This is a genomic window from Arthrobacter terricola, assembly GCF_004354015.1.
Lineage (GTDB): Bacteria > Actinomycetota > Actinomycetes > Actinomycetales > Micrococcaceae > Arthrobacter > Arthrobacter terricola.
Genome location: NZ_SMRU01000004.1, coordinates 48,712 through 73,083, shown reverse-complemented (window position 1 = coordinate 73,083; position 24,372 = coordinate 48,712). Strand labels below are relative to the sequence as shown.

24 protein-coding genes are annotated in these 24,372 nt (G+C 65.4%); 7 read left to right on the top strand and 17 right to left on the bottom strand.

From position 1 onward, the window contains the following. Positions 1 to 2 precede the first annotated feature (2 nt). Both E1809_RS04500 and E1809_RS04495 read left to right on the top strand, forming a co-directional pair. A complete protein-coding gene (locus tag E1809_RS04500; RefSeq protein WP_133203037.1) occupies positions 3 to 806 on the top strand; it encodes a thioesterase family protein in 804 nt (267 codons plus the stop codon). After that, positions 806 to 1,600: a lipoate--protein ligase family protein gene (locus E1809_RS04495; RefSeq protein WP_235835433.1), complete on the top strand. Its 795-nt coding sequence runs from the start codon at positions 806 to 808 to the stop codon at positions 1,598 to 1,600. Before E1809_RS04500 ends, E1809_RS04495 begins: the two co-directional genes overlap by 1 nt. 77 nt (positions 1,601 to 1,677) lie before the next feature. Here E1809_RS04495 and E1809_RS04490 read toward each other — a convergent pair whose 3' ends face one another. From E1809_RS04490 to E1809_RS04480, 3 genes are all read right to left on the bottom strand, one after another. After that, a complete protein-coding gene (locus E1809_RS04490; protein WP_133203036.1) occupies positions 1,678 to 1,935 on the bottom strand; it encodes a mycoredoxin in 258 nt (85 codons plus the stop codon). Between the two features lie 120 nt (positions 1,936 to 2,055). After that, positions 2,056 to 2,478, bottom strand: coding sequence for a VOC family protein (locus E1809_RS04485; protein ID WP_133203035.1), 423 nt, complete (start codon positions 2,476 to 2,478; stop codon positions 2,056 to 2,058). A gap of 17 nt (positions 2,479 to 2,495) precedes the next feature. Further along, a complete protein-coding gene (locus E1809_RS04480; protein WP_133203034.1) occupies positions 2,496 to 2,885 on the bottom strand; it encodes a hypothetical protein in 390 nt (129 codons plus the stop codon). 227 nt (positions 2,886 to 3,112) lie between these two features. Between E1809_RS04480 and E1809_RS04475 the strand changes: the two genes are divergently transcribed. Beyond that, on the top strand, positions 3,113 to 4,312 hold the full coding sequence (locus E1809_RS04475; protein ID WP_133203033.1) for an MFS transporter: 1,200 nt from the start codon (positions 3,113 to 3,115) through the stop codon (positions 4,310 to 4,312). A gap of 2 nt (positions 4,313 to 4,314) precedes the next feature. Here the strand turns inward: E1809_RS04475 and E1809_RS04470 are convergent, their stop codons facing one another. From E1809_RS04470 to E1809_RS04450, 5 genes are all read right to left on the bottom strand, one after another. Further along, on the bottom strand, positions 4,315 to 5,562 hold the full coding sequence (locus E1809_RS04470) for an APC family permease (RefSeq protein ID WP_133203032.1): 1,248 nt from the start codon (positions 5,560 to 5,562) through the stop codon (positions 4,315 to 4,317). A gap of 48 nt (positions 5,563 to 5,610) precedes the next feature. Further along, positions 5,611 to 6,861 carry an Nramp family divalent metal transporter gene (locus tag E1809_RS04465; RefSeq protein ID WP_133203031.1) on the bottom strand — a complete coding sequence of 417 codons (1,251 nt, stop codon included), beginning with the start codon at positions 6,859 to 6,861 and terminating at the stop codon, positions 5,611 to 5,613. A 126-nt stretch (positions 6,862 to 6,987) separates the two neighbouring features. Beyond that, positions 6,988 to 7,965, bottom strand: a complete 978-nt coding sequence (gene trxB / locus E1809_RS04460; protein ID WP_133203030.1) for a thioredoxin-disulfide reductase — start codon at positions 7,963 to 7,965, stop codon at positions 6,988 to 6,990. A gap of 119 nt (positions 7,966 to 8,084) precedes the next feature. Next, on the bottom strand, positions 8,085 to 8,672 hold the full coding sequence (locus E1809_RS04455; RefSeq protein WP_133203029.1) for a TMEM175 family protein: 588 nt from the start codon (positions 8,670 to 8,672) through the stop codon (positions 8,085 to 8,087). 161 nt (positions 8,673 to 8,833) lie between these two features. Further along, complete coding sequence (locus E1809_RS04450) at positions 8,834 to 9,877, bottom strand: NAD(P)-dependent alcohol dehydrogenase (RefSeq protein ID WP_133203028.1); 1,044 nt, start codon at positions 9,875 to 9,877, stop codon at positions 8,834 to 8,836. 369 nt (positions 9,878 to 10,246) lie between these two features. Here E1809_RS04450 and E1809_RS04445 point away from each other — a divergent pair, with 369 nt between their 5' ends. Beyond that, a complete protein-coding gene (locus tag E1809_RS04445; protein WP_133203027.1) occupies positions 10,247 to 10,507 on the top strand; it encodes a hypothetical protein in 261 nt (86 codons plus the stop codon). Between the two features lie 111 nt (positions 10,508 to 10,618). Here the strand turns inward: E1809_RS04445 and E1809_RS04440 are convergent, their stop codons facing one another. After that, on the bottom strand, positions 10,619 to 11,251 hold the full coding sequence (locus E1809_RS04440; protein ID WP_133203026.1) for a DUF305 domain-containing protein: 633 nt from the start codon (positions 11,249 to 11,251) through the stop codon (positions 10,619 to 10,621). A gap of 145 nt (positions 11,252 to 11,396) precedes the next feature. Then, positions 11,397 to 11,801 (bottom strand): DUF6153 family protein, encoded by a 405-nt coding sequence (locus E1809_RS04435; protein ID WP_133203025.1) that lies wholly within the window; start codon positions 11,799 to 11,801, stop codon positions 11,397 to 11,399. A gap of 385 nt (positions 11,802 to 12,186) precedes the next feature. Between E1809_RS04435 and hrpB the strand changes: the two genes are divergently transcribed. The 3 genes from hrpB to E1809_RS04415 all read left to right on the top strand — a co-directional run bounded on the left by hrpB (position 12,187) and on the right by E1809_RS04415 (position 17,963). Further along, positions 12,187 to 14,883: an ATP-dependent helicase HrpB gene (gene hrpB, locus E1809_RS04425; protein WP_205754093.1), complete on the top strand. Its 2,697-nt coding sequence runs from the start codon at positions 12,187 to 12,189 to the stop codon at positions 14,881 to 14,883. A 41-nt stretch (positions 14,884 to 14,924) separates the two neighbouring features. Further along, positions 14,925 to 15,680 carry a M50 family metallopeptidase gene (locus E1809_RS04420; RefSeq protein WP_235835432.1) on the top strand — a complete coding sequence of 252 codons (756 nt, stop codon included), beginning with the start codon at positions 14,925 to 14,927 and terminating at the stop codon, positions 15,678 to 15,680. A 126-nt stretch (positions 15,681 to 15,806) separates the two neighbouring features. Beyond that, positions 15,807 to 17,963, top strand: coding sequence for an elongation factor G-like protein EF-G2 (locus E1809_RS04415; RefSeq protein ID WP_133203023.1), 2,157 nt, complete (start codon positions 15,807 to 15,809; stop codon positions 17,961 to 17,963). A gap of 2 nt (positions 17,964 to 17,965) precedes the next feature. Here the strand turns inward: E1809_RS04415 and E1809_RS04410 are convergent, their stop codons facing one another. The 7 genes from E1809_RS04410 to E1809_RS04380 form a co-directional block, all read right to left on the bottom strand. Then, a complete protein-coding gene (locus tag E1809_RS04410) occupies positions 17,966 to 18,631 on the bottom strand; it encodes an alpha/beta hydrolase family protein (protein WP_133203022.1) in 666 nt (221 codons plus the stop codon). A gap of 2 nt (positions 18,632 to 18,633) precedes the next feature. Beyond that, complete coding sequence (locus E1809_RS04405; protein ID WP_133203021.1) at positions 18,634 to 19,254, bottom strand: L-threonylcarbamoyladenylate synthase; 621 nt, start codon at positions 19,252 to 19,254, stop codon at positions 18,634 to 18,636. Positions 19,255 to 19,280: 26 nt separating this feature from the next. Then, positions 19,281 to 20,159 carry an ABC transporter permease gene (locus E1809_RS04400; RefSeq protein ID WP_133203020.1) on the bottom strand — a complete coding sequence of 293 codons (879 nt, stop codon included), beginning with the start codon at positions 20,157 to 20,159 and terminating at the stop codon, positions 19,281 to 19,283. Beyond that, positions 20,146 to 21,123, bottom strand: coding sequence for an ABC transporter ATP-binding protein (locus E1809_RS04395; protein ID WP_133203019.1), 978 nt, complete (start codon positions 21,121 to 21,123; stop codon positions 20,146 to 20,148). The genes E1809_RS04400 and E1809_RS04395 overlap by 14 nt, the downstream gene beginning before the upstream one ends. Continuing rightward, positions 21,120 to 22,196 (bottom strand): LolA-like protein, encoded by a 1,077-nt coding sequence (locus E1809_RS04390; protein WP_235835431.1) that lies wholly within the window; start codon positions 22,194 to 22,196, stop codon positions 21,120 to 21,122. The genes E1809_RS04395 and E1809_RS04390 overlap by 4 nt, the downstream gene beginning before the upstream one ends. Positions 22,197 to 22,286: 90 nt before the next feature. Further along, complete coding sequence (locus tag E1809_RS04385; RefSeq protein ID WP_133203017.1) at positions 22,287 to 23,126, bottom strand: PaaX family transcriptional regulator; 840 nt, start codon at positions 23,124 to 23,126, stop codon at positions 22,287 to 22,289. Then, positions 23,123 to 24,367 (bottom strand): kynureninase, encoded by a 1,245-nt coding sequence (locus tag E1809_RS04380; RefSeq protein ID WP_133203016.1) that lies wholly within the window; start codon positions 24,365 to 24,367, stop codon positions 23,123 to 23,125. Before E1809_RS04380 ends, E1809_RS04385 begins: the two co-directional genes overlap by 4 nt. Positions 24,368 to 24,372 lie beyond the last annotated feature (5 nt).

Below are 24,372 nucleotides of genomic sequence, written 5' to 3'. Positions count from 1 at the left end.
GCGTGGGTATTGAGCTTCCGGAACTTGCGGAAGGCGATTTCTACTACGAATCGCAGGGAGGTGGACGGTTCAGGTCCACTATTCACGCCCAAGGTGCGTGGAACCCACAAGAGCAGCACATGGCCCCGGCGTCGGGCATCATGGCCGATGCGCTTCTCCGCCATGAGCCTCGTGGGGACGTCCGCATGGCCCGGCTGAGCTACGAGATCCTGGGCCTTATTCCCGGTGGCGAGTTCGAGGTCACCACCAAGACTTTGCGCCCCGGCAGGACCATCGAATTGGTCCAAGCGGAACTCACGGCGGCCGGTCGGGTAGCCATCCGTGCCACCGCTTGGCGAATGGCGACGAGCGACACAAGCGCCGTAGCTGCCATAGAGGACTTCCCGATGCCCGCGCCGGATGAATGCAAACCGTGGGACGGCGCGAGTGTGTGGCCAGGCGGCTATATCCGGTCACTCGAGATGAGGATCGCCGAAGGACACCGCTCAGGTTCGGGGAAGGTCTGGATCCGCACAGACCACCCCCTCACCGATGCTGGTGACAGCAGCGACGTCGCGAGGCTCGTAGGACTCGTGGATACCGCGAATGGCATCGCAGCCCGGGTGTCACCGGGCAAGAACAGCTACATCTTTCCCAACCTCGATCTCCAGATCCACATGTACCGCGAGCCGGCGGGCGAGTGGCTCGGGGTGGACAACATGGTTTCCTTTGGCAGCGACGGCATTGGGTTGACCTCCTCGGTCCTGCACGACCTCGAAGGACCGTTCGGCCGCGCCGAACAGATCCTCACGGTGAGGAAGAGCTGATGGCCGCCGACATGCAGGGAGCAAACCGTACGCTCACCGTGGTCCGCCAGCAGGAATCGCTTGGCGCCACCGAGGACCTCGACTTCGGGATAGAACTGCTCAATCGCGCGCGCAGGGGACTCTTGGCGCCCACGCTGCGGCTGTACCGGCCGCAGCCCACGGTTGCTTTCGGCCAACGCGACGCCAAGCTGGCGGGATTCCCGGCCGCCGCCGAGGCCTGCCGCGAACTCGGTTTCGAGCCACTGATCCGCAAAGCCGGGGGACGGGCCGCCGCCTACCACCGGGGCACCCTGGTGATCGATCACGTTGAGCCACACGTGGACGCAATCGCCGGGGCGAAGGCGCGGTTCGCACTCTTTGGCGAGCTCCTGGCGGGCGCGCTGCGCCGGGTCGGACTCCAGGCCGGCGTGGGGGAAATTCCCGGCGAGTACTGCCCGGGTGAATTCAGCGTCCACGGCCTCGACCCGGACTTCCCCGCCCACCAGATCAAGCTGATCGGGACCGCGCAGCGCGTGGTGTCCGGCGGTTGGCTCTTCAGCTCGGTGGTGGTCGTGGAGGACTCGGCGCCCATCCGCGCGGTCTTGACTGCGAGCTATGAGGCTTTGGGCCTCGAATGGGATCCTTCAACCGCGGGGGCGGCCAACGATCTCCTGCCCCAATTGGATGTGCCAGCCGTCGAGGATGCGATTATCGCGGCTTATTCGGATTACGCAGAATTGCTCGACGGCGACTTTCGGAGCTTGATGCCGGCGGCAAGCACCGTGTCGTCGGCGAGCCCGGTGCCGCCCCTATAGGGCGGCACCGTACAAGCAGGGCGGCACGGCACTAGCAGTGCGGCACCGTACAAGCAGTGCGGCACGGCACCCGGTTCTCAGGCCGCGAGGCGTGCTTCAACCTCGGCTGCGGATGGGTTCGTCGCCGCGGAGCCGTCCGGGAACAAGACAGTGGGAACGGTCTGGTTGCCGCCGTTGAGCTTCTCCACGAGTTCGGCGGTGCCGTCAACCTCTTCAATGTTGATTTCGTTGTAGCCAATGCCCTTGGCGTCCAACTGCTTCTTCAAGCGGTTGCAGTAGCCGCACCACGTGGTCGAGAACATGGTGATGGTGCCGGCTTCGGGAGTGAAGTCCACGGATTTCTCCTGTCGATGCTGTAACGAACTATTCGCATCAACGGTAACCCGATGCCGACTATTCCTTGGAGCGCATGTGTCACATGACACGCACCGCCCACGGAGGCGCCGAAGCCGCGCTCACACGGTGACCTTTCCGCCGTCGTCGACCGTCCAGGTCGGGTTGTAGGCAATCTCCCAACGGAACCCGTCCGGGTCCGCGAAGTATCCGGTGTAACCGTCCCAAGGCTGGGACTTCGGGGGAGCGACGACGACGGCGCCCGCGGCCTGCGCCTCGGACATCATCCGGTCGACTTCTTCGGGACCGGAAACGTTATGGCTCAACGTGATGCACGGCACGCCCGTGGGTGGGTCGACGGCGGCTTCCCCTTGCATTTGCTCCACGTTCCACAAGGACAGCATCAGCCCGTGGTTCACCTGGAGGAAGAGGACGTCCCCGGGATACTCGGCGTGGACCGGCCAGCCAAGGCCGTCCACATAGAAACGGCGCGACGCATCGACGTCACGCACGCCCAAAGAGATGAAATCGACGCGCGGCTCCACAGGGCCAGGACCGAACCCTAGATGGCCTCGTTGACGGCGACGCCCGATTGGAAATCCCGGCCGTCCGCTTCGCTGAAGGCCGTCATCACGTGCCCCTTGCCAAGGCCGTTGATCGCGGAAAGCGGGAAATGGCCTGTGATGGTGCTTCCCTCGTGTTCCACGCCCTTGAGGTCGTAGTTCTCTTCGGCGCTTTGGTCATGGTTAAACGAGAAGAAGGCGATTGCTTCCCCGTTCATGAATTCGATGCCCAGTCTTCGCTGGGAGGAATAGTCAGGACTCGCAGCGACCAAGCCCACAACGAACGCGCCGGAACCGGGGATGTTGCCCTCGATCTCGAACTTGGCCACGAGCGTGGCTTCCGTGGCGGTGATGCTGGCCTGCTTCAGAAGTGCGTCATCGTTGCTCATGGCTCAATCCTGCTCTGTGCGCCTCCCGCCGTCCACCCCTGATTCAGGAAATTGTCCGAGCTGATCCCCGGCCCGGACGCTCACGGGTGGACGACCGAAAAGTGCCCCTGAGCAGCGGGAAGGCCTGGTAATACAGGTACCGGCAGGCCCTCCCACGCGGATAGCCGCGATTCTAGGGTGGAATGCATGGATCGATCGATTGAACCCCACCAGTGGAGTGCCAGGGCATGAGGCGTTTGCTTGTGCCGTCCGCGGCGTTGTTGTGGGGACTGCAGTTCGCTTTCCTCAACCCGGCCTTGGCCCTCCTCTTGGTGGCCCTCTTCAACGCGACTCCGGCCGAGGTGGGCTGGGTGCTTGCTGTCTACAATGCGAGCGGGTTCGTTGCCTCGCTTCTTTTGCCCGCTTATGCCGACCGTGCAAAGGACTACTTGCGGCCCATGTTGGCCTGCGGGGCACTGACGCTGGCGTTGTCCGCGCTGCTCGCGGCCAGCACGGCCCTGCCGCTCGCCGTCGTGGGCTTGATTGTCTTGGGAGGGCCGGCCGGGGTGGGCAGTTCCCTCTTGTTCGCCCAACTCAAGCATTCCGGGGCAGGCCCGGCGGATGTGATGAACACGAGGGCGATTGTTTCGTTTGCCTGGGTCGCTGGCCCGCCCTTGGCAACCCTCATTATGGGGACGCTGGGCAATCGCGCCATCTTGCTGGCCCTCGCGGGGGTGGCGATCCTGAACGTCGCCACCACGGCGGCCATGCTGAAGCAGCGGCGCCCTGTTGACGCGGACGTCCAGCCGCGGCACGAGGACCCCGACGGCGGCCGCGGCTTCTCGAAGGCGGGAGTCGCCGCCGTCGTCCTCGGCTTTATCGCCTTGCAGGCGACCAATAGCGCGGCAGTATCGATTATGGGACTGTTCGTCACGCAGGGGCTCGGTGCGGGCATCGTGTGGGCAGGTATTGCGCTGGGCGTCTCGGCCGCGCTCGAAATTCCGGCGCTCTTCCTGATCGGACGGCTGGCCCGCCGTTTCTCCAGCCGGGCGCTTATCGCCTCGGGCTGCGTGGCAGGAATCGCCTATTACGGATTGATGGCTTTCGTTAGTAACCCTGCCGCGCTGATAGCCCTGCAAGTGTTGAACGCGTGGTTCTTCGGCATTGTGGCGGGCGTGGGCCTGACGCTGTTCCAGCGGTTGATTCCGCGGCCCGGCCTCGCTTCAGGCCTCTACACCAACACTCGGCGCCTTGGCGCTATCGTCTCGGGTCCGATCATCGCCTTCGGTTCGACGACGGCGATCGGCTACCCGGGTGTCTTCGCCGCTTGTGCCGCCCTCACTGTTCTGGCGCTGGCGCTCATCGTGTTGAGCGGCAGGAAGGCACGCGGCATTCCGCCGACCGAGCGACAAGCCGAAGCGGTGCCGCCGGCCGCAGCGTCATCGTGATGCTAACGGCGAACCCGCACCATGCGCAGGACGACGCCTACGGCGAACATCAAGACACCGAGCCCGGCCGATAGCGGCGGTAGTGTGGCGACGAGGATCACGCACGCCACCGCGCCGAAGACCTGGAGCGCTTTCGGGTACCGACGGTCCGTGGCCGGTTGCGTGAACGCGGCGATGTTGGCCACCAAATAGTAGATGAGCACGCCGAAGGACGAGAAGCCGATCGCCCCACGCAGGTCCGCGACGCTGATGATCACGCAAATCGCTACCGCAAGAGCGATCTCGGCCTTGTGGGGAACGCGGTAGCGAGGATGGACCGCCGCGAGCCAGTGCGGCAGGTCATGGTGACGGGCCATCGCCAAGGTTGTCCGGCCCAGTCCCGCGATGAGGGCGAGGAGGGCGCCCAAGGAAGCAACGGCGGCCCCGACCCGTACCACGGGTGCGGCCCACGAGAGGGAGCCGTGCCCGACGGCGGCCACCAGCGGTGCCGCTGTGGCCGCGATTCCGTTCGGGCCAAGCGTCGCCAAGAGCGTCAGTGCAATGGCGGCGTAAACCACGACGGTGATTCCCAGCGCGATCCCGATGGCTCGGGGGATGGCGCGGCGCGGGTTCCTGACTTCTTCTCCCATGGTCGCGATCCTCGCGTAACCCGCGAAGGCGAAGAACAGAAGCCCGGCTGACTGCAGGATCCCGTACCAACCATGCGCGAGGAGCCCATTCCCGGGGACGTTGGCCAGCGTGGGTGCGGAACCGCCCAAGCACGCGGCCACCGCCACGGTGAGGGCGGCCAGGACAGCGATCACGAGGACGCGCGTGAGGGCTGCCGTGCGGGTGACGCCGTGGTAGTTCACCGCGGCAAGGATGACGACGGCGGCAATCGCCACGGGACGCTCCCACCCGGCAGGTGCCGCGTACGCTGCGAAGGTCATGGCCATGGCGGCCGCGCTGGCGGTCTTTCCGATCACGAACCCCCATCCGGCCAAGTATCCGGGCCAGGGTCCCAATCGCTCGCGTCCGTAAATGTAAGTTCCGCCGGACGTCGGGTAGGCGGCAGCGAGCTGGGCGGACGACGTCGCGTTGCAGAAGGCCACAATGGCCGCGGCGGCCAGCGCGATCAATAGTCCGGAGCCGGCGGCGGCAGCAGCCGGGGTGAACGCGGCAAACACTCCCGCACCGATCATCGAGCCCAGCCCGATCAAAACCGCGTCAAACGTTCCCAGCCGCCTGGCCAGGGTTGGGGGATTGCTCATGGGGGTTCCTCCTGGGCTCGCCCCAAGCCCACGTGCCCTTGAGGGGGCCTAAGAATTCCCCGTGACGGTCAGCACGATCAGGACGCAGTTGAGTCCCACGATGAGTACCGCGCTGGTCCATCCTGCGATTTTCAGGGCGGGAGAATCGGCGTGGATGCCCATGACCTCGCGTTTTCCGGTCAGCCTGATCAAGGGTATCAAAGCGAACGGGATGCCGAAGCTCAAGAGGACCTGGCTCGTGACCAACGCCAATGTGGGTTCGATTCCCGCTCCGAGGATGATCAAGGCTGGGACGAGCGTGATAACCCGGCGAAGCAGCAAGGGCACGCGGAACTTGAGCAGTCCGCCCATGATGGTCGCCCCGGCATAGCATCCCACGGAGGTCGAGGCCAGGCCGGAGGCGAGGAGGCCCACCCCGAAGGCGACTCCGATGACAGGGCCCAACGCGGAGGTGACGGCGGCGTGGGCCCCGGCGATGGTGTCGGTTCCCTCGACGCCGCGCAGGCTGGTGGCGGCCAGCAGGAGCATGGCGATGTTAACGATGCCTGCGAGGAGGAGGGCGCCGACGACATCCACCCGGGTTGTGCGGATGAGCTTGGTCCGTACAACAGGGTCTGCCGAGAAGCCGTGCCTGTCCCGCGCGAGGGCAGAGTGCAGGTAGATCGCATGTGGCATCACCGTGGCTCCCAGCATGCTGGCCGCGAGGAGGACGGTGTCAGGGCCTTCGAACCGCGGCACGAGGCCGGACAGGACGCCTCCGGCCTGCGGAGGGCTGACGAATAGCCCGGACACGAATCCGACGGCGATGACCGCGAGGAGCGCGATGATGGCGGATTCGAATGTCTTTTGGCCCCGCGATGATTGGAGTGTCAGGATCAGCATGGACGCGAACCCGATGATCACTCCGCCCAAGAGGAGCGGCACGCCGAATAGGAGGTTGAGCGCCACGGCGCCGCCAATGACCTCGGCCATGTCCGTGGCTCCTGCGACGAGTTCCGCCTGAGCCCAGAAGAGCCTGCGTTGGCGGGTTCCCAGCCTCTTGCCGAGGAGTTCGGGGAGGCTGTGGCCGGTGGCCAGGCCAAGCTTTGCCGATTGGTACTGCACGAGGACCGCCATGATGTTGGCGGCGACCAACACCCAGACGAGCAGGTATCCGTAGTTCGCGCCCGCCGTGAGGTTCGCTGCGACGTTTCCCGGATCAACATAGGCGATTGCCGCCACGAAAGCCGGACCGAGCAAGAGCAGCCTGGAACGCCACCGCGAAGTGGTTACAGGTGGCCGGGCGAGGGTGGAAGCCATGGTTTCCTCATCATCGGGGATACGGACACAATGAGGATACCGCAAATTTAGGCACACCGAAAAGTCATTTTTAGGCGCGCTGTATAAATGGCGGAACTGCCGCTCCTTCCTACGTCCGGTCCGGATTCACGCGTGGGTGGTTTCTTCCACCAGTGCAGTGGCGATACTGTCCGCATCATCAAGGGCCGCCAGATACCGTTCGGCATCCAAAGCAGCCGAGCAACCCGTGCCTGCCGCTGTGATGGCCTGCCGGTAGCGATGGTCCACGGCGTCGCCACAGGCGAAGACTCCCGCGAGGTTGGTCACCGTGGTGGGCGAGACCACCCTGATGTAGCCCTCATCGTCCAACTCCACTTGGCCCTCGACAAGGTCCGTGCGCGGGACATGTCCAATGGCCACGAAAATACCGGTGGCCGGATGCTCACGTGTTTCACCGGTCCGGGTATCCGTGATGGTGACCCCGCTGACCTTGGTGTCGCCGTGGATCGCGGTGATGGCCGAGTTCCAGGCAAAGTGGATCTTTGGATTGCCCTTGGCCCGCTGCGCCATGATCCGTGAGGCACGGAGCTGTTCGCGCCTGACGACCACTGTCACCGACGTGGCGAAGCGGGTGAGGAACATCGCTTCCTCCATGGCGGAGTCCCCGCCGCCCACCACAATGATGTCCTGCTCCCGGAAGAAAAAGCCGTCACACGTGGCGCACCAGGAGACGCCGTGCCCGCTGAGCTTTTTCTCCTCCGGCAAGCCGAGTTCCTTATAAGCGGAACCGGTCGCCAGGATCACGGCCGGTGCCTGATGGGTTTTGCCGCCCCCTGTGACCACGCTCTTAAGGTGGCCTGACAACCGGACCGTCGTGACGTCGTCGAACACTATCTTGGCGCCGAACCGTTCTGCCTGCTCCTGGAGGCCGTCCATGAGCTCCGGACCCTGGATACCCGCCGGGAACCCTGGAAAGTTCTCCACTTCGGTAGTGTTCATCAGGGCACCGCCGGCTGTCACCGATCCGGCGAGGACCAGCGGGCTCAAGCCCGCACGCGCGGCGTAAATTGCCGCCGTGTAGCCGGCAGGGCCGGATCCTATGATGATGAGCTGCTCGTTACTCATGGGACACTCCTGGCCGGGAACGGAAGTAGCGTTTCCACGGAGCATAGTGCCGGCGGAGCGGGCTGGACAATGGCCTAACGTTACGCCGCGGAGTGCGCGCGGGGTCTGGAACCTGTCCTTTACTCTTGGTGCGCCGTGACGACGTAATGCTCCACCCGGCGGTCCGGTACCAGCCAGATCAAGGCCACCACGGTGTAGGCGGCAACAGCCAGGAGCGGGTGCACGAAGCAGAGCCCCAGGCCCGCCAAATAGATGAAAGGCGAGGTCTTGCCCTTCCAGTCGCGTCCAATGGCCAGGGAGAGTGCGCCTTGCCGGCCCTGCTGGCGGATGAACCTCTGCTGCAGGACGAAGTAGGCAACCGCGGCGCACAGTAGGTTGAACCCATACGCCAGCACAGGGACTTCGACGAACCCTGTCTCATCCATCCAGCGCGTGCTGAACGGAAAGAGGGACAGCCAGAACAACAAATGCAGGTTGGCCCAGAGGATTCCGCCGTTGACGCGATCCGCCAGGTGGATCATGTGGTGGTGGTTGTTCCAGTAGATTCCCACGTAGACGAAGCTGAGCAGGTAGCTGAGGAATGTGGGCAGCACCTCAAGCAGGCCATGCCATGTGGGTTCCGGAGGCGTGCGAAGCTCCAGCACCATGATGGTGATGATGATGGCGAGGACGCCGTCGCTGAATGCCTCGAGCCGGTTCTTGTTCATCGGGTTGCCTCCATGAGCACATCATCGTTGGTGGCGCGTCACCTTCGCAAAGTGCACCTTCGCAAAACCCTCCGCAAAACCCTCCGCCAACGCAGAACGCCCCTGCGGCACGAAACCGCAGGGGCGTTCACTTACGCGAAGCGTCTGATCAGAGCAACTGATCAGGCGAATGTGGAGGTATCGATCACGAAGCGGTACCGCACGTCGGAGGCAAGGACGCGCTCGTAGGCGTCGTTGATCTTCTCGGCCGGAATGACCTCGACCTCTGCTCCCAGGCCGTGCTCGGCACAGAAGTCGAGCATTTCCTGGGTCTCCCTGATGCCGCCGATGGCGGATCCGGCGAAGGACCTGCGGCCCCCGATGAGCGCGAACGCGTTGACCGGCAGCGGTTCGGCCGGCGCTCCCACATTCACCAGGGCACCGTCGAGTTTCAGCAACTGAAGGTAGGAGCTGATGTCGATCGACGCGCTGACCGTGTTGATGATGAGGTCCAGCGAGCCTGCCAGCTTTTCGAAGGTAGCGGGATCGGACGTGGCGTAATAGTGGTTGGCGCCCAGGTTCAGGCCGTCTTCCATCTTCTTGAGCGACTGGGACAGGACGGTGACTTCAGCGCCCATCGCGTGCGCGAGCTTGACTGCCATGTGTCCCAGTCCGCCGAGCCCGACGACGGCAATCTTCTTCCCGGGTCCGGCACCCCAGTGCCGCAGCGGCGAATAGGTGGTGATTCCGGCGCACAGGAGCGGAGCAGCGACGTCGAGGTCGATCCCTTCTGGAATCCGCACCACAAAGTCCTCGGTGACCACGACGTGGGTCGAATAGCCGCCCTGCGTGATGGTCCCGTCGCGGTCGACGGCGCCGTAGGTACCGACGTTGCCTTTGAGGCAGTACTGCTCTTCGCCGGCGAGGCAGTTGGCGCACTCCCGGCATGAATTCACCATGCAGCCGACGCCTACGCGGTCGCCGACTTTGTGCCGGGTGACTTCCGAGCCGACTTCGGTGACGATGCCGGCGATTTCGTGGCCAGGTGCAAGCGGGTACGCCTGGGGTCCCCAGTCGCCGCGCACAGTGTGGATATCGGAATGGCAGATGCCCGCATACTTGATCTCGATCAGCACGTCGTGTGGGCCGACGTCGCGTCGCTCGATAGTTGTCGGAACGAGGTCTTCGCTCGCGGACGGGGCGGCGTATGCATTAACGCTAAGCATGTTTCTCCTGCTTGTGGACGGAGGATCGGTGTTCGCGGTGTCTTCCAGGGCGAGTGCGGCGCCATGCCGTTTGAGTCTGGGATGGCCCTTCGGCCCCGAACGACTCTATCCATCCAACAGGACTTTCCCGAACCGAGGGAGTCACTGCTGATAGGGGTACTGGGAGTGCCCCCTTTAATCGGCGTCAGAGCATGTTAATCGGGGTCACCGCGTGAGTTCGCGGTCGGCTTCGCTTGATGACTTCATGATCGGGTTTTTAACCATTTGTCCCTTGCCACGCACCATGCCCGGGCTTAATCTTCTTGGCATGCACCAACGGCTGGGGCGACGGCGCAAACCTTTCCGACGGACCGACAGGACGGTGCCTCCATGTGCGATATTCCGGGATTGATCAGCCGGCTCGAGGCCGAAGAACTCGCGCGATTACGTGAATCCGGCAGGGAACGATCCCTTGACTCCGACTTGATCGACGCGATCGATACGGCCGCTGGAGGTCCGGGAGAAGGCCGGGGCTACTACGTCGTCAGTGGCTCCCTCTATCCAGTCGAAGCCAGGGACTACCACCTCCGCGAGGATGTGGCCGAAGCCGTACTGCTGGCTACGGAGGATCCCGCGGACGCCCTCGCTTGAGCCTGCTTGTTCCGTGTGCGCCGGCCTGCTGCGGTGAAAACCACAGCAGGCCGGCGCGCTCTGTTTAATTCCTAGAGGCTCTGTTAACCCCTAAGCGCCCCTGTTTAATCCCTAGAGGGTTTTCAGCAGCCCCTGCATTTCGGCAATCTCCGCTTGTTGCGCGGACACGATGTCCTTGCCGAGCGCCAGGGCATCCGCGTTCGTGCCGCCCTTGATTTCCGCCTTGGCCATGGCGACTGCCCCTTCGTGATGGGCGATCATTTGGGTGAGGTACAGCTTCGCCGCCGCTGCACCTTGGGCGGCATCCAACGCTTTCATGTCGCTATCGCTCATCATCCCGTCCATGTCATGGCTTCCCGCCATCTCCGCCGGTTGGTTCCAGGCCTTCAGCCAACCCTGCATCTTTTCGATTTCCGGGCCCTGCGCGGCCTTGATTCTGTTAGCCAGTTCAGAGACTTGGAGCGGGATGTCTTTCTTTGCGAGAACCACGTCGCTCATGTGGACGGCCTGGGTATGGTGCGGGATCATCATTTGCGCGAAGGCGACGTCGGCCGCGTTGCGGTCAGTCGAAGCCGCCGGTCCTGAGGCGGTTGCGGAGGCAGTCGGGGATGCGGCTGCCGACGTGCCTTGGTGGTTCATACCGGACATGGCGCCTTCGTTGTTGCTGTCGCTACCGCTTGCACAACCGGCAAGTCCGATCGCGGCGGCAAGGGCAACGGCAGTGAAAGTCACGTTTTTCTTCATGTGTGTAGTCCTTCAATCATCAGCCGGCAGGTCGCGGCTGCATGGAGCGCGCATGGGCATGGGACGCTCACGGCAAAGCCCGCGAATGCGCGCGTGGTGGCGAAATCTGCTGCACCGGATCGGCAGGACCGGTGCGGGGAGCAATTTACGTGCGACTGATGCAGAGATCGCCCGGGGAAGGACTCTCCGGACGGTGCGGGTAACGCGAAATCCCGGCAGCCATCGAGCCTGCCGGTTCGGTCACGAAAGCAAGGACGCCCGGCAGGGGCGCGGCCAAAGTGGTATGGCTCGGCGCAGGAACGCAGGTGCCGGCGCCTGCTGACATAGCGGTGCACGTACCTGGACTTTCGCAGGAGTGACCGGCCATGGCGGTCTGTTCGTGGTGGTCGGCATGCGCGATGATGCCGTGCCCGGTGCCTACGGTATGGGTGCCGTGGCCGGGGGACAGGACGTGCATCCCCAGGATGCCGGCGACGACGGACAACAAAGTCGCGAACAGCCCCACGCGGCGAAGGAAGGCGGGAGAACGGCGCCGGCGGGGGTCGGTCATGGTCTTCCTCCTTCGCTCATGCTGTTCCCAAGGCTACTGGCTTTGGAGGTCCGCAAACGAAAGGAACGCCCCTCCTGGGGCATTCCTTTCATATTTCCTGCTTAGACCCTCTCGCGGGTCCGGTCGATAACAGGCTCGGGATCGTTCGTGAACTCACGGTGGCGGCGAGGGAAGGGCCAGAACGTAAAGTCCTTTACCTCCACCTTGGGCTCAGGGCGTTCCTCGGGTTCCGGCTTCGTTTCCGTCTTTGTTTCCCGCCGGTAATCCTTGTAGTACCCGTAGCACATCACAGACCTCCTTCCAGCGACTGCACATTAATCCTCCTCCCGATCCGTTACGCAGTCCATCGTCCTCTGCGTGTCCCGCGGCTAGGGAGAATGGAGGGGTGAACCCCACTGACACCACACGTGACGCCTGGCCCGGCTACCGACCTTTTGACCTTGAGTCGATCGGTGCCGGCCTGGTGTTTCGGGATTCGTTGGAGGTCCTCGCCGCAGCCCTCGCCGCTTCTCCGGGAGCCGCGGGCGCCGCCGTCGTGCAAGCTCCTCCGGGAACCGGCAAGACGACTCTTGTTCCGCCCCTCCTGGCGAATCTCGCGGCCCGCACTATTCCCGAAGGTGAGCTTCCGCGCGTTGTGGTGACGCAGCCGCGCAGGGTCGCCGCGCGATCGGCGGCGCGTCGGCTCGCGGCCCTCGACGGCGGAACCCTTGGCGGGCGCGTCGGCTATACCGTCCGGGGAGAACGGAAGGCGGGCACGGGGACGATTGTCGAGTTCGTCACTCCCGGAATCCTCCTTCGCCGCTTGCTCGACGACCCCGGCCTCGAAGGCACCCACGCGGTGATCCTGGACGAAGTCCACGAACGCGGGCTCGAAACAGACCTGCTGCTCGGAATGCTCATAGAGGTCCGCGAATTACGGAACGACCTCACCCTGGTGGCTATGTCCGCCACCCTTGACGCCCCGCGGTTCGCGGCCCTCATCGGCGGAGCTGACGGTGCAAGTGCAAGCCAGGGAGCAGCGTTCGACGGCGGGAATCCAGCCGCCGTCGTCGACTGTCCTTCCGCCCTCCACCCCTTGGAGGTGGACTGGGCACCGGCGGCCGTGCCGCGCGTGGACGGGCGCGGCGTCACGACGGCCTTCCTCGAGCACGTCGCAGACACAGCCGCGGCGGCGCATGCGGAAATGCTCACGGGCAATCCGGACATTGACGCCCTGGTGTTCGTGCCTGGTGCCCGGGAAGTATCCCTGACAGCTTCCCGTCTCCGCGGCAGGATCGACGCGGAAGTCCTCGAGCTCCACGGCCAGGCCAGCCCTGCGGAACAAGACAGGGCAGTGTCCGGCCGCGAGCCTGGCGGACCGCCCCGCATCATCGTGTCGACGGCGCTGGCGGAGTCCTCGCTCACCGTCCCCGGAGTACGGCTCGTCATCGACTCCGGGCTCTCCCGCGAGGTGCGGCGTGACGCTGGGCGGGGCATGTCGGGATTGGTGACCGTTTCGTGTTCCCGTGCATCTGCGGAGCAGCGCGCGGGACGCGCGGCGCGGCAAGGCCCGGGACGGGTGGTCCGCTGTTACGAGCAAAAGGCGTTCGCCGCTGCACCGGCACATCCCACACCGGAAATCGCGGTAGCCGACCTCACAAGCGCGGCACTCATCCTCGCGTGCTGGGGATCCCCGCGAGGGGCCGGCCTCGCACTGCCTGACGCGCCGCCCGCGGCAGCAATGGATGACGCCGTCGAAGTCCTCAGTGAACTGGGCGCGATCTCGGATGGCGGCCACGCGAGCGAACTGGGGAAGGCACTGGCGCGGATTCCCGCCGATCCGCGACTGGCCCGCGCAGTGCTGGACGGAGCCGGCGCCGTCGGTCTCCGGACGGCCGCCGAAGCCGTGGCCCTCGTCGCGGGGGACCAGCGGGCACCGGGAGCCGACCTCACCCGACTCCTGGCGGCGCTCCGCCCAGGCAAGGACCCCGCAAGCCGGCGCTGGTCAGAGGAGGCACGGCGCTTGGAGGGAATCGTACGGCAGGCCGGATCCGGCGTCGGGCGCTCCCTCGAAGCGACGGCGAAGGTACCGCATCCGGCGAGTCCGTCCGAATCCCTTGGTTACGTCGTCGCGCTTGCGTTCCCGGACCGTGTGGCAAGGCGTGTTCCCGGCGCGGGGCCGGAACGCTACCTTCTCAGTTCCGGGACGCGGGCGGGGCTCCCGTTCGGAAGCACGCTCAGCGGACACGAGTGGCTTGCGGTTGGGGAGGTATCGCGCTCGGACGGGCGCGACGCCGCAGGCACGGGCGCAGTGATCCGATCGGCAGCCCCGTTGGACCCGGAGTCCGCGGAAGCGGCCGCCAACCACCTCATCCGCGAATCGGTGGAGGCGGAGTTCCTCCAAGGCCGCGTCACGGCCCGCAAGGAACGCCGGCTCGGGGCGATCGTCTTGTCTTCGACGCCAGTGCGTGCGTCGGCCGAGGACGGGCGCAGGGCGGTAGCCCGCGGACTGGCTTCCGAAGGACTGGGGATGATCGGATGGTCGACGGCGGCGGACGGGTTGCGACGGCGGCTTGCCATCCTGCACAGGGAAATCGGCGATCCGTGGCCCGACGTCTCAGAAGCGGCGCTGCTGTCCAGCCTCGACACGTGGCTCGGTCCCGAAGTCGACGCCCTGGCGAGCGGAACTCCCGCGCGGGGCATCGACCTTGCCGAGCCGCTGCGCCGGCTGCTCCCGTGGCCCGAAGCCGCGAACCTCGGCGAGCTGGCCCCTGAGTCGCTTGAGGTGCCGAGCGGTTCGCGCGTGCGCATCGACTACCCGGACGCAGCGGACGACGGCGGGCGGCCGGTGGTCGCGGTGAAGCTGCAGGAGTGCTTCGGCTGGTCCGAAACCCCGCGGGTGGCGGGAGGGCGGGTGCCCGTCCTGTTCCACCTGCTTTCGCCCGCGCGCCGACCCTTGGCCGTGACGGACGACCTGGCGTCGTTCTGGTCCGGACCCTACGCCCAGGTCCGTGCGGAAATGCGGGGCCGGTACCCGAAACACCCTTGGCCCGAAGATCCCTGGACGGCGCCGGCAACGGCCAAGATTAAGCGGAAGATGTGATGCTGGCACGGATTCACAGGCTGTCCCTTTAGGATGCCACGGTGACGAATTTGGATCCGGGGCCAGCTGACCTTGCGGCAAACTGGTGGCACGCCGTAATCAGTGGCTTCAGCACTACGCAGCTTCCTCCCATCTCTACTCCTGTTGTCCTCGGCATACTCATTGCCGCGGTCCTGCTGAGCGGTCCGCGGCAGACGTGGCGATGGTTCGGCCTCTATGTGACGTTTATCCACGAGCTCGGGCACGCCTTCGCTGCGCTGATGACGGGAAGGGTGGTTCACGGACTGAGGATCGGGCTGGACCATTCAGGGCAGCTGCTTAGCAGCGGCCGCGGTAGGTTCGGCGCGATCTGGTCCGGGTTCTGGGGATATCCGAGTCCCGCGGTAGTCGGGCTGGCACTCATCTGGTCTGTCTCAGCCGGCCACTCCGGTGCTGCGATGTCTATCGGCGCGCTGGTGTTGCTGGTGGCACTGGTCTTCCTGAGGGGGTTCGCCGGCATCTTCGTGGCCGTTTGCTGCGCCGCGATTGCCCAGCTGCTTCTGGTCTTCGCAAACGCCGCCACGGTGAGCCACGTCGTGCTGGGCCTTGGAATGGCGCTGGAAGTCGGAGCGGTGCGGGACTGGTGCAAGGTGGCTGCCGTCCATACCCGGCGCCGCAACCGCCTGGCGTCGTCGGACGCATTCATCCTTTCCCGATCCACCGGCGTTCCGTCGTGGTTGTGGCTCTTTGGCTTCGCCACGGTCATCGCCACGAGCGCTGCCCTGTCTGTTCGCCTGGTGTGGAGCATGCTCATCTGAGCCTTGGTGTGCACCGAACCACGCACCCTGGCCGGGTCCCTGGTTTCTGTCGAGTCTGCCTTGACCCCTTGCCGTCCGTCGCCCCAGGGTGTGGAATCGGTTGCAAAGCGACTCCAGGAGGTGCTCATGTCGGTGAAGGGGCCGAACAGGGTCAATCCCGACCTTCGACGTGCGGACGCATCGGCGGCATCTGCCGATCGGCCGGAGAATATCCGCAACGTAGTGCTGATCGGACGTTCGGGTGCCGGGAAGACCATGCTGCTCGAATCGCTCCTGTATGCCACCGGCGTCGTATCCCGCATGGGATCGATCGTGGAAGGCACCACAGTGGGCGATTCGGAGGCGACCGCAGTCCACCAGCAGCGCTCCACGGGGTTGTCCGCAGCGCCCCTGGTTTTCGACGACATCAAAGTGAACCTCCTGGACACGCCTGGCTACGCGGATTTCATGGGCGAACTGCGTGCTGGACTGAGGGCGGCGGATGCGGCGCTGTTTGTGGTTTCCGCTGTTGACGGCGTCGACGCCGGGACGATCGCTTTGTGGGGCGAATGCGAACGGGTCGGCATGCCGAGGGCCGTTGTGATCAGCCGCCTGGACCATCCCCGGGCGGACTTCGATGCCGTCCTGGCCGAGTGCCGGCACTCTTTCGGCGACTCCGTCCTCCCTCTCTACTTGCCGGTTCGTGCCGGGGGCAGTGTCACGGGATTGCTCGGTTTGCTGTCCGGATCCGTTTCGGAATATTCGGCGGGCGAGCCACGTCCCTCGACCCGCCCGGCGGAGGCCGCCGAACTAGCTTCGTCCGAGCAGCAACGCGGCGAGCTCATCGAAGGTATCATCTCCGAGAGCGAAGACGAGACCCTGATGGACCGTTACCTCGAAGGCGAGGACGTCTCCGTGGATACCCTCATCGAGGACCTGGAAACGGCTATCGTCCGCGGTACGTTCTTCCCGGTCATCGCCGCATCCTCCACTACAGGGCTTGGCACCGCCGAACTGCTTGAAGTCCTGACCCGCGCCTTCCCTTCGCCGGCGGAGCGGAGCCTTCCACCTGCCACCGACCTCACCGGCAACCCCGTCGCACCCCTAACGTGCGATCCCGACGGTCCGATCGCCGGAGAGGTAGTCCGGACCACCGTTGACTCCTTCCTAGGCCGAGTCTGCTTGGTCCGCCTGTTCTCCGGGACGCTCCGCGAGGACTCGGCCGTCCACGTGGGCGGCCATGGATTGGCGGATCGCGGACACCCGGACCACGACAGCGATGAGCGGATCACGCATCTCTATTCGCCCTTGGGAGCCAACCTCCGCCCGGTGCCGTTTGCCGTGGCGGGAGACATCTGCGCGCTGGCCAAAGTGGCGAGTGCCGAAACGGGCGATACTGTCTCGGCACGCGAGGCCCCCTTGCTGGTGGAAACCTGGGACATGCCCGAGCCATTGATGCCCGTGGCGGTCGAGGCCGCTTCGCACGGCGACGAGGACGCCCTGTCCAAGAGCCTCGCCAAAGTCGCCGCCGGCGATCCGACGCTCCGGGTGGAACGCAACGCGGAGACCCACCAATTGGTCCTGTGGTGCATGGGGGAGGCGCACTCGGAGGCAGTCCTGGACCGCCTGCGTGAGCAAGGCGTGAAACTCCAGACGGTCGACGTCGTCACACCCCTCAGGGAGACCTTCGCCGCCCAAGCAGCCGGCCACGGGCGCTACGTCAAGCAATCAGGCGGCCATGGCCAATACGCCATTTGCGATATCGAAGTGGAGCCGCTTGAACGTGGGGCCGGTTTCGAGTTCGTCGACAAGATCGTCGGCGGAGTCATCCCCGGCACGTACGTCGTCTCCGTCGAAAAAGGCGTCCGTTCCCAGATGAACAAGGGAGTCCGGGCAGGCTTCCCCGTGGTGGACATCAGGGTGACCTTGGTGGGCGGCAAGACGCACAGCGTGGATTCTTCGGATGCCGCATTCCAGGCCGCCGGAGCGCTGGCGCTCCGCGAAGCCGCTGCTGCGAGCAACATCCAACTTCTCGAACCAATATCCGCCGTCACCGTACTCGTCGCCGACGACCACGTGGGGGCCGTCATGAGCGACCTTTCCTCCCGCCGCGGCAAGGTGACGGGAACGACGTCGGTGGGCGGGGAAAACACGGAAATCAGCGCCGAAGTGCCGGAACAGGAGTTACTGAGGTATGCGATCGTGCTGCGGGGATTGACCGCCGGCGGCGGCCGTTTCCGGCGGGAGTACTTGAGGCACGAACCACTCCCGCCGGGCATTGCGGTCGCTGCAGCGAGGGCGTGACGCTAGCTGTTCGCGCGGAGGAACGCCGACACTTCAGGGGCCAACGAAGCCCCCACTGATCCGGCGCCCTCCTTGACTCCCTTGCGGGCAAAGGAATGGTCGCCGCCTTCCCGCCAGCCGATGGTGGCCGAAGGCCCGATCCGGGCAATGACGCCTTCCAGCAGTTCCGGCGTTGCGAAAGTGTCCCGGGTTCCTTGCAGGAAGAGCATGGGAAGCGTGAGCCCGTAGAGATGCTCGTCGCGGAGCTTGTCCGGCTTCCCTGGCGGATGCAGGGGATATCCGAGGTAGACGAGTCCGGCGGCCGGCATTCCCTCAGCTACCGCCATGGATGCCATCCTGCCCCCGAAGGACTTGCCCGCAGCCCAAAGTGGCTCTCCGTCGGAACGTGCTGCCGCCTCATTCATGACCGCTTTCCAGGCGGCGATCGCCGCGGGCGGCCGGTCGGGGAACTTTCTGCCGGCTTCACGGTAGGGGAAGTTGAAGCGCAAGGTGGCTACGCCGTCGTCGTTCAACGCCTGGGCGAGGCCGCCGAGGAAGGGGTGCTCCATGCCCGCGCCGGCACCGTGCGCAAGCACGAGGGTAGCGAACGGCCTTTCCGGCCGGGCGTAGATGGCGGAGATCTGCGTCCCGTCCACATCAATGGCGATACGGGATTCTTCGGGCCGCACGGTCACTCGAATCGCGAGGGGTCGCCGGTCCCGCGCCGCACCACTTCCGGCGTGCCGCTGGAAAAGTCCACCACGGTAGTGGGTTCCGCGCCGGTGTCGCCCGAATCGATCACGGCATCCACCACGTTGTCCAGGCGCTCCTTGATTTCCCAACCTTGGGTCAACGGTTCTTCCTCGTCGGGCAGGAGCAATGTGCTGGAGAGAAGCGGCTCACCTAGCTCGGCCAGGAGGGCGTGGACGACGTTGTGGTCCGGAATCCGGACGCCCACCGTCTTCTTCTTCGGATGCAGGAGGCGGCGCGGAACTTCCTTGGTGGCGGGCAGGATGAAGGTGTAGCTACCGGGAGTGACGGCCTTGATGCTCCGGAAGACGTCGTTGTCGATCATCACGAATTGCCCCAGCTGGGCGAAATCCTTGCAGACCAATGTGAAGTGGTGCTTGTCGTCGAGTCGCCGGATGGAGCGGATGCGGTCCAAGGCCTCCTTGTTGCCCAACTGTGCGCCGAGTGCGTAGCAGGAATCGGTGGGGTACGCGATCAGCCCGCCGGACCGCACGATGTTGACTACTTGGGCAATGGCCCGCGGTTGGGGGTCCTCGGGGTGGACATCAAAGAATCTCGCCATCCCTCGAGCTTACGGCAGCCTGCTGTTCAGGACAGGACATCCTTGCCCGTGAACTTGCCGAAAGCCACGGCGCCACCTGCCAGGATGTACCCCGCTTGCAGGATGGCATTGTTGCCGAAGTCGGCCCAGGAAATCGGCTGGCGCAACAGATCGGCGAAATTGAGCCAGTAATGGCTGAACAGCCACGGATGCAGCCAGTCCAGTTGCGGGAGATTGTCCATGACTTGGGACGCCACAGACAATACGATAGTGGCCGCCATGGCTCCGACCGGCACGTCCGTGAACGTGGAAATGGCGAGCCCCACGGCCGACAGCCCCAAGAGGGACACCGTGACGTACGCGGCGATCAGCAGCAACCGCACCACGGATTCGCCGACGTCGATAGTGTCCCCGGACAGCAGCGTCGCCGGGCCTATGGGAAAGAGCACGACGCCGGCCAGCGCACCGGCGGCGGCCACGGTCAGGGTCGCTGCCAAGCAAAATGCGGCCGCGGCCGCGTACTTGACGAGCAGCAAGCGGACCCGGCCGGCAGGCGCCGCGAGCAGGTACCTGAGCGTGCCGAGGTTCGCCTCGCCGGCGATCGTGTCTCCCGCCACGACGCCGATGGTCAGCGGCAGGAAAAGGGGTACGGAAACCACCATCGCAGTCACGCCGACGAAGAGCCCGTTCTGGGTGATGCGGTCCAGGAAGGGCGGGCCGCGGCCCGGGGCTACCGGATGGGAACTGAGCTTGACCGCCGCGGCAATGAGGAGCGGGATCGCGGCGAGTGCCAGCAACAGGGCCCACGTCCGCAGCCGTCCGAACAACACCGCGAGCTCCGAGGCCAGGAGTGCCCACGGGCTCGTCGGTCGCGGTGCCGTCAGCCGCGGGATCGTTACTGGGGGATTGGCTTCAGCCGGCAACATCAAAGCCTTCTCCTGTCAAAGAGACGAAGCGCTCTTCCAATGAGGCGTTTTCGACGCCGAAACCCCTGACCCGCACGCCCCCGGCCACGAGTGCCGCCACCACGGTTTCTGGAGCCAGTTGCAAGCTGGACGGTCCGGTGCTGACCAGGTTTAGGCCATCGGAGCCGGGGCCTGTCGTCGAAAGTTCGGACTGCAGGCCCAGCCCGGCCAGGACGCGGATCGCCGTTTCGATGTCCGGCGTCTGCAGCCGGATCGTCGCCGTCCCGTCCGCCCGAAGTTCGCGCAGCGTGCCTTGTGCCACGAGCCTGCCGGTGCTCATCACCCCCACATGGGTGCACATTTGCTCCACCTCGGCCAGCAGATGGCTGGACACGAAAACGGTGGTTCCTCCGGCAGCCAGGGACCGCACGAGGCTTCGCACTTCCCGCGTGCCCTGGGGGTCGAGTCCATTGGTGGGTTCATCCAGCACGAGGAGTTCCCTCGGCCGCATCAGGGCATGGGCAATCCCCAGCCGCTGTTTCATGCCGAGCGAGTACGCGCGGACCTTTTTGTCCGCGGCGTGGGTCAGGCCCACTCTCTCCAGCGCTTCGTCGATACGTGCCGCCCTGGATTTCGCCGGGGCGTGGGGATCAGCGCTGTCCAACCGCCGCAGGTTCGCGGCGCCGGAAAGAAAAGGGTAGAACGCTGGTCCTTCCACCAAGGCGCCCACGCGGGGCAGGACGGCGGAGAGCTGGCCGGGCACGTCCCCGCCGAGCACCCGGATGCTGCCCGTCGTCGCGCCCGCCAGCCCTAGCAGGAGGCGGATGGTGGTTGTCTTGCCGGACCCGTTCGGTCCGAGGAAGCCAAAGACGGAGCCACGCGGCACGGCGAGGTGGACGTCGTCGACTGCGGCTCGGTGGCCGAAGCGCTTGCTCAGGTTACGGGTTTCTATCGCCAGTTCAGCCGGCAGGGTAGCTTCCGTCATTTCGCGGCGGCCACAGCCTGCAGCCGCTCAAGTGGCACCATCCCCGCGAAAACGCGGCCGTCGTCGAGCATGAGAACCGTCACCAAACTGGTGGTCAGTGCGCGACCGCCCGGAACGGCTTGCGTCAGCTGGGACAGCAACGGTGCGGTCCTGGCCTGGCTAGGCATCGCTCCCGCCGGGAATGCCATGACGGCGTCCCATCCGCTGCCTGTGATCGTCGGATGGACCGGGAGGGCCTTACCGGACGCGCCCGGCACCATTGGCATCGCTTTTTGCGCGGGAACCGCTGGAAGCGACTTTTGCTCGACGGCGGCACCGGGAGGCGGCGTGAACGCGAACAGCCCGACGTCAGGCGCCGACAGGTTCACCTCCGTGAACGCGAGCGAGAACGCCGAAGCGGCCTGGCCGCGTGCCCGGACGTCCACGCTCAGGGGGAGTCCTGTCGCGGAGTCGACGGCGATCGTCACCGACTCCACGAGCGTTCCGTTGCTCTTCGGGGCGATGACGAGCGGATACGCGGTGCGCCCGGCCACCATGGTTCCATCGCCCACAGTCACATCGGTGCTGGGTTCGACGGCGGCGAGGAAGCGCTGCGCAAGGGCCTCGGGAGTGGTCATTCCCGGTGTTGCCGGAGCGGACGGAAGCGTCCTTTCCGCGGACTGCCGGGCCGGAAGCGTCACGTGGGCCGCGCTGTTGTCAGCCGAGTTGTATAGCCAGACGTCGTTCCCGTTGCGGACCAGGTCACGTTCCGCTAGGAGGTCCATGACCTGGAACCGGGCTTTCGAGGGCCCGTCCATGTAGACGCGGGCAGTGTGCGAACCAGTCAATAGCTCGAGCGTGGAGGCTGGACCCTGCGTGGCGGCCGGTCCCGTGGTTGGGAGGCTCGGAAGACCGAGGTCGGAAGTCTGCTGGAGCGTGCCGGACAAGGCCTGCACATTGGCGTGGCCCATCATGGCGATGACATCCGCCGGTGACTTGTGCGGCAGGCTCGTCGCTGCACCCGCCTGGTAGGAACCAGCCAACGCCGCGGCCGTAAAGGCAACGGGAACCAGCGCCGCCGGCAACCAACGCATCCACGCACGTTTCATGGCAACCTCGCAAACCAACCGCCGTCGGGAAGCTTACGAATCCAGACTACTCCTGGTCTCCCGGGGCATCACGTACTAGTTGCCCGCTACCGAGCGGACAAATTCCTTGCTTGGCTGCGAGGATGAGGAAACGATCCGTCGGAAGACACTGGTCCCTTCCGCGCCGGGCCAGTCCGTCGGGAGGAACTCCGGCGGCAAACCGGGATCAAGATACGGAATGGTCCGCCAGTGGTCGATGCACCGCACGAACGTGGCGAAGGTTTCGGCGGAGACTTCGACCGAAGCATCCTGGTTGGACGCAAACCCGCCGTATTGGCGGATGAAATCGCGATGCAGTTCCGCCACGGCGTCAAGGTCCCACCAAGCGGCCGCGGCCTCGCGCAGGCTGCCTCCGACCTGCGGAGTGTCCGCGGTAAACATGGTGGCCATGCCGCGCAAACCGAGGTCTTCGAGGATCTCTTCAACCTCGTCCCGCAGGAAGTCCGGGCTGATCCACAGTCCTGCCGCGACCATCCCGCACCCGACCCAATGCAGCCTGCGGCGCAACTGGTGCCGCTTTTCCCGTTCCTTCTCCGGTATGGAAAACGAGACAAGGCACCAGCGGTCGCCCGCGGACATCAAGCGCGGATTGAAGATACGGCGGTCGCCGCGGGCGAGCATGGCGGCGGCGCCGTCCGTGAGCACGAAGCCGGCCGTGCCCTGGCGCACCTGCGGGACGACCACGCCCTTCTTCTTCAGCCGCGACAATGCAGTCCGCGTGATTGCCGGGGCGACGCCGAGCGCCTCCATGAGGACGACGAGGTGCTTCGTGGGCATCCATCCGCCGGCGTCACGCAGGTACAGGCCGATTACCGTCCGGAGCAACGATGTGGTGCTCCCCGGACGGGAGTCCATGTCATCGAGGACGGCACTCACAAGAGTTCGGCGAGGGCATCGCGGATGGCGGTCATGCCCAGTTCGAGTTCACCGTATCCCGTGCTCAGCGGCGACAGCCCGATCCGCAGGCCGTGCGGCGGACGGAAGTCCGGAATGACGCCACGTTCCCAAAGAACCGTGGTGACTTGGCCGAACAAGGGATGGTCAACCGTGATGTGGGAGCCGCGTTCTGCCGGGTCACGCGGGCTCGCGATTTCGACGCCCAGCGGGACCAGCAGCTCATCCGCCAGGGAGATCGCGTGTTCGGTGAGTCTGATGGATTTCTCCCGCACTGCCTCCATGCCTACGGACGCGATCAATTCCACCATGTCCTTGAGCGGTTGCATCGCCAGTACCGGCGGCGTTCCCGTGATGAAGCTCCGGATACCCGTGGCCGGTTTGTAGCTTTCCGTCATGCCGAAGGGGTTGTCCGCCCCCATCCAGCCCCAGATAGGCTGCCGCAGACGGCCCTGCTGCGAGGCATTCACGTAGGCAAAGGCCGGCGAGCCCGGGCCGCCGTTGAGGTATTTGTAGGTGCAACCCACTGCGAGGTCCACGCCCCACTCGTCCAGCTCCAGGGGCACTGAGCCCACGGAGTGGCAGAGGTCCCAGAGCATGAGCGCGCCCGCGTCCTTGACCATCGCCGTGATCGCCCTTGCGTCCGCGAGGAAGCCCGAGCGGTACGCAACATGGCTGAGCACGACGACGGCGGTGCGTTCGCCGACGAGTCCCTCCAGGTCGCCGGTGCGGACTCCGCTGGCAGGATTGGCGGAGACCCACACGATGGACGCGCCTTTTTCGGCGGCGATACCTTCGATGATGAAGCGGTCGGTGGGGAAGTTGTCCCGGTCCACGACGATTTCGTCGCGGCCTGGTTGTGCGTCGACTGCGGCGCGGATGAGCTTGTAGAGCATCACGGAGGTTGAGTCGCCCACCGTGACTTGGCCCGCTGCCGCCCCCAGGGTGACCTCGCCGATGCGGTCTCCGACCACGGTGGGTTCGTCCATCCATTGTTCGTCCCAGCCGCGGATCAGCCGGCTTCCCCAGGCGTCCTGCACAAAGGAGGCGAGGTTCGAGGCTGTGGCCTTGAGGGGGCGGCCAAGCGAATTGCCGTCCAGGTACGCCGCCAGTTCCCCTTCGTCAGGAGAGTAGAAAGCCGCTCGCTGCGCGGCGAGGGGATCTGCGGCGTCGAGTTCGGCGGACGTCGGGGAAGTGCCGGAACCCGGAGTGTGGTTTTCCATACTTC